Origin of the sequence: Nocardia sp. XZ_19_369, from assembly GCF_015355715.1 — a bacterium.
In the GTDB taxonomy this organism is placed as follows: Bacteria; Actinomycetota; Actinomycetes; order Mycobacteriales; family Mycobacteriaceae; genus Nocardia.
This window is the reverse complement of sequence record NZ_JACVED010000023.1, coordinates 1-5,880: the sequence shown is the minus strand read 5'-3', so window position 1 is coordinate 5,880 and position 5,880 is coordinate 1. Positions and strand designations below refer to the sequence as shown.

Genomic DNA, 5,880 nt, shown 5'->3' with positions numbered 1-5,880 from the left:
CGCCAGCACACTGGTGAGGGCGCGTTTGCGCTTCTGATCTTGAAATTGCTTGGGCCGCAGTAGACATGGGACGACCGACGGTTACAGGTGCTGCCGTCACGGTCGTTACCCAACTCGGCGGATGTTGTCGGTGGGGGTCGTTATCGTGCTGCGGGTGCGAGACATTCGAAGTGATCGTCAGGCGGTTGGCCTGGTTACCACCGCCGCCGTTCGGGCTGCCGTGGCGTGGTCGCAGCGACAGGCTCACCCGGCAGCATGGAGAGAACTGTCGCGGATGACCGGGGTTGTCGTACATGCCCTTGGCCCGATGCATACACCGCTGGAGCCGACCAGATTGATCGAGCTGCTTCATGGGCCGCTGTCAGCACTGGTCGGCTCTGGCAGCCCGGTCAGTGAGGTCGTTCTGCTGGAACCGGATGGCGAGGTTGCCGACGCGGCCATAGACATTGCCTGCGAGTACGCCGAGGCGTTGTTCGAAAACAGCTCGGACCCCGCCCGGACATGGCTGCCGAGCTGGACGTGGCAGCGGCGCGAGCAGGTGGAGAGATCGGTCTACGAAGGCTTGATCGCCAACGGCGACCAACGAGCCTACGAGGCGACCCGCAGGTTCCTCATCGAACATCCGGTGGGCGACGCGCGCAGCCTGGTTCAACTCAGGAACGAGGCGGGCGCTCGCAACGTCGCCGAGTACAGTCCGATCGGGCCGGATCGCACTTGGCCGGGTGGCGGCTCGGCCTATTGGTGGCCATGCCCAATCTGTCGTTGGCCGATGCGTGTCAAGCCGCCGCTCGTGGCGTGCGACTTCCGCCACCACGACGCCCGATTCCGGCTCGTAACCCCGGCACGGCACGACGATCGGCCCAGCCTCGTGGCGCTGACAGTCGAGCGCTTGAATACCCCGGTCGCCGTAGCCGCTGACGGGTCGGTTTGTCTGGCGCCCTCGGTCTGGCGTCACGTCACTGTGCCGGGCATCTCTGAGTTGGCCACTGAAACGGCGCTCGAGGAGATCAAGGGGGTCCATGTCGAGATGTGGCTCGGACTGGACGCCATCGATCTGCTCGTGCAGGTCGGCGGTCGGAAATTGGAGGTCGATATCAAGGACCGTGTCGACCCGATCATGATCGCCGAAGACGCACCCACCGCACAGCACATTGTGGTGCCCGACTATCGCAGGGCCCAACTGCCGATCTTACGGGACCTGTTGTCGGACAAGCACATCTGGACGATCCGCGAATTCGTGAAGTACGTCCGCAAACAGGGAGACAGCCGGTAATGACACCAGGCGGCAAAGGTCCGACAGACCGTGATGGGCTGAGGTTCGTAGTAGGTGGTGCCCTCGGCCTTGCAGCGCACTTTTTCCCCCGACACGGCGACGACGGGAGGACCTGTGTCCACCTAGACGATGCGCGCTATTTCCTCAGCGGCCACATGGAGGTGTGGTCACGTTGGCCGTCCCTGCACCAGGACGATCGGGCCAGGATCACGCGCCTGCTGCGTTTCCGACCGGTCGAGGTCGCGAACCGAAACGTTTTCGCTCGGTTGGTGCAGGAATTCGTGCCCCACAAGATCGCGGGTTTCCGGCCGAACGATGACGGTCACCTGCTAGTCGACCTGGGAAGACCTGCCCTGGAATACGTGGATGAATGCCTCGTCGCCTTGCAGGGCGAGCGCGAGATGCGGCCGCGCGCAGCCGCCACGATCGCAGGTTCCGGCGTCTTCGGCACACCTTTGTACCTACCGGGTGAGCGCGGCAGCGGAAGCCGAACCGTCGACGTGCAATATCAGCTGAACCTGCTGGAGGAGGACGTCGCGGGCGAACCTCCTGCAGCCCTCGGTCCTGCCGCCGACGCCGACGCCGTCGACATCCCTGTCGCCGAACTGCGTGATCTGGCCGTGAGGCTGGACACCGCGTTCGGGCAAGTTCATAGACTCGAGTCGGTCGATCGGATTTTCCAGCATCTGCAGACCTTTCCCGGCGAGGAGGTCGTCGACATCTGGACCCTCCGCGCAGGTCCGACTCGAATACTTCATGCGCCAACGGGCGTCGGCAAGAATGTCCTTGCCGAACTCGTCGCCTGCTGGTGCGTCGAACACGAGCGAGTGGCCAGTCTCGTGATGCCGACCAACGCCGTGGTCGTCGCAACGGCGTACTCCATCGAGCGCAGCCTGCGCGCCTTGGGGCACGGCGACGAGGTCGTTGCACTAACCTCGCCGCGCTCGGCGCAGAAAGTGGCCGAGGACACCGCCCGCGGCGCCGGCACCGATCCGTTGGGGGAGTGGACGTTTGCGAAGCTGGCATATGGATGCGCCCTGCCTTCAGCGGCGCTGACGGACGGTGCTGTCGACAGCTGGCAGCCGGGCGACGAGCCGTGCGGCGGTCTGCGAAAGATCCGCGAGGACGGCCGGGCGTCGGGTAGTCGTAGAACGTGCCCGTGGAAGCGTTCGTGCGGCAAGTTCCGAAACGTGCGAAGTGCTCTCGCCGCGTCGGTGATCGTGACCTCGCACGCCAACTGGCAAGTCGGGGGGATACAGGTGCCGGTCGAGATCCAAGGCCGAGTCGAAGAGAACTTCAGAGTCGAGGAGCTGCTGCTGCACCGCAGCCATGTCGTGCTCATCGATGAAATCGATGCTTTCCAGGCGGCCATGCTCGGCCGAAGCGCCCGCGGTCTTGTGCTGGCGGATCGGCGTGTACGTGCGCTGCCCTCGCCGCTGCGGCGTCTGGACAACGAGCTGGCCGAGTCGTCGGGCAGGGTGGACGCCTCGGTCGAACATCAGGTTCGAGCCGCGACCGCTCAAGCACGCTTCCTCGCCGAAACCTACACCGGCCATCTCTCCGAGGGCGCTTTCCGACGTCAGGAACGTGGTCGCAATCCAGGTCACCCTATGTTCGGGCGGTGGCTGCTGCCGCGTCGGTGGGATGCACGGCTGGCCGCAACGCTGTTCGGCATTCCCGACGACGTCAAGCCCACACCTGAGCACTACGAGATGCTGCAGGGCCTGTTTCCCCTCGAAGGGGATCCGGCGAAGGTGCCGGAGTGGCTTCAGCCCGCCAGGACCGCACTGGGGCAGGTGACCAGCCTGACGACTGGTGACGACGCCTTCCAGCCGGTATGGGAAACGATTTTCCAGACGCTTCGAGAGTGCCCCCACCCGGAGAGCCGACTGAGTGACGAAAAGGAGCGGATTGTCGCGACGGACAGGCTCATTCGCCGGGCGTACCTGGAGCAATTGCGTTCTCTGCTATTCCGATTCGTTTACGCGGCTCCCCAGCTTCAGGCGTCGGGCATCATGGCCGCCCGCGATATCGCCGAGGCACTCGGGCAATACGCTGAATGGCGCGCTATCCCATACGGCCCGCTGGGCAGGTCGCTGTTCGCGTTTACCGAGCACTACGACCCCGACCGCCCCGACGACGCATCCCTGCGCGTGAGTGGCTTCGGCGGTGACCCCCACAGCTATGTCACTTCGCTGGGCGAGGTGACCGCATTGGCACACCTCGGCAAACCCCGTGTAGTAGTAGGCTTTTCGGCTACATCCTATTTTCCGGGTGCGCCCCACCATCATGTCTTCAGCAAGCCGACATGGTGGGTGGCCGACGACCACTCAGGTGGCGTCCACATCCTGGCGTCACCGGTCTCCGATGCCGAAGAGTTCCTTCGTGTTTCGGGAACACACGGCAAGGCCCGCACCGATGTTCTGGTACGGCTCGGTGAACTTCTGTGGAAAAAACGCCTGGCACCTGCCCTTCGCAATCTTGCGGCCGACCCCAAAACCGCTCACCGTCAACGCTTGCTGCTTGCGGTGACCTCTTATGACGGTGTCCGAGACCTGGCTGACGGAATCAGTAACGCCGGCGTCCCGGCCGACCAGATCGTGGCCGCGGTGCGCCCTGACGACGACAGGCCGAATCGACGATGGACCCCATTGCCTGCTGATCGGCTGGAGTCGTTCGGCCGTCATGTGGACGGCTCAGTGCTGATCGCGCCGTTGGCTCGAGCTCAACGCGGCTTGAACATCGTCGACTCCCAAGGTCGGTCGCTGCTCGGGTCGGTGTGGCTGGTCGTCCGCCCGATCCCCCTCATCGATGAACCGACCGAAATATTGGCCCACGTCCACAGCCGTGCCAAGGCATCTGAACGCGCCACCGCTGAGCCCGCCGCGGTTCTGGACCTTCTTCGACGTGTCGCTGGCCGAAGTTTTGACGAGATGTTCGACTCGTTGCCCTACTTCCGCACCATGCCCGCCGAGGTCAAACTGGGTATCGTCGCCGAAACCCTCAACGGGCTCATCCAGCTGGCAGGACGCGCCCGGCGCGGCGGCGCGGTCGGCGAGATCCACCTCGTCGATTATGCGTTCCTCGACTCCAGCGGCCGATCCGATATGCCACGCTTGATCACCAAGCTGCGCCAGGAGTGGCAGCGAGAGGGGCACCTCGACCTCATGCAGCGGCTGTATGGCCAGACCCTCGCCGAGATCTTCAGCTTCGCCGACCAGCGGAAGAATACCGATGATCCAGAATGAGACGGGCCTGCACACCCTCGACTATCGAATTGACCCCGCTGCGCTCGGGTCGCTGGTCCTGTATCCGATGCCGCCGGCCTTTCGCTCGGCCTGGGAACAGTTCGAGAAGTCGGTCCGCCAGCGAGCGGGTCGCGACTCCCTGTCGCCCCGCTACTCAAACCTGGCTACAGCGCTGACCGCCGTGACAGGCCAACCTATCGGTTTGTTTCCCAGGGGCGACCTCTCCCGGCGGCAGCAAGCAGAGGGCATCGACTCGCTGCTGATCACCACGGCCCCCATCGACCCCTGGCTGCTGTCCACCGCTGCTCGCGCTTTCGAACGACTCTGTCTGCAGCACGAGCAAGCGGACACCCTCGCAGCGCACCTCAACGATCCCCGCCCCCAGATCATGGAGGTCACCGAGTTCATCGAAGTCCACCAGGACCAGATCACTGCACCTGGATGGGTGTACCGGATGGCGGAATGGAACCTGGCGGCCGCGATTGCCGCCAAGCCACTCGTTATCGACGATCAGCTACCCATCTCACTTCGCCTGGACACCACAGGGAATCTGGTCGCCTGGGACAACCCCGTCACCCGGACCTGGAGCAACGGGCAGCATCACGCAACGGTCCACGTCAGTACCTCGATCGTGACTCTCCCGGGCGCAGGGCACCTTTACCTACGAATCGACGGCCACGTGGCACGGATGCCAAACACTTGGTGGGACATCAAGAATGCCTGGATCGCTCCGACCGACTGCGCGCAACCTCTCCTTCGGCTTCCTGTCTGCGGTCCATGGCCGGCAAAGGGCAGACACCACCCGCAATACCGGGACTTCGTCACCGAAATCGTGAACAGGTGTCAACTGAGCCCCCTTCCCGAACTACCGGAAACCTTCGGCCACGGACCCGGAGCGGTACGACTCATCGGCAAGCCCTCGAAACACCCAGTGGGCAAGGGACCCGGTGCCCGATTTCTGTTTCAACTTCAACAGCAGGTCCGCGACCGACTGGAACTGCCGGATCTGACGTACAAGAAGACCAAGATCAGCGTGTCCGCTCCAATCGGCGGTGCCATCCCCGCTGACAAGATCGACGTCGCCATCGTCGAATCAGGAGTACAGAGACTTCGCATGCTCTGCCTGTACGGCGACCGGCACAGCAGACGCCGAATGGTGGACGCCTTGACCGATTACAGCTCGAAGGACGCCGACGAACTCATCGGAGCGGACGACGACCGGCCTGTCCAGCTCACCGGTCGCCTATCGGTCGTGTTCCACCGAAACGAAGCCCTGCTCGCTCACGGGGACCATCGTCGCGACATCGGCGAGATCCCTTACCTCGCTGGAGATAACGACACAGCAGTAGTGGCATGGGT

The 5,880-nt window shown here is 63.9% G+C and carries 3 protein-coding genes; all 3 read left to right on the top strand.

What is annotated here, in order from left to right:
* Nucleotides 1-121: 121 nt before the first annotated feature.
* Entirely contained in the window at nt 122-1,273 is a 1,152-nt protein-coding gene (locus IBX18_RS41725) for a hypothetical protein (protein WP_194838942.1), read from the top strand.
* A 269-nt stretch (nt 1,274-1,542) separates the two neighbouring features.
* Complete coding sequence (locus IBX18_RS41720; protein WP_228542614.1) at nt 1,543-4,521, top strand: hypothetical protein; 2,979 nt, start codon at nt 1,543-1,545, stop codon at nt 4,519-4,521.
* Nucleotides 4,508-5,880, top strand: a 1,373-nt coding sequence (locus IBX18_RS41715) for a pPIWI_RE module domain-containing protein (protein ID WP_194838940.1), incomplete at its 3' end; no start/stop codon positions are given. The genes IBX18_RS41720 and IBX18_RS41715, both read left to right, overlap by 14 nt.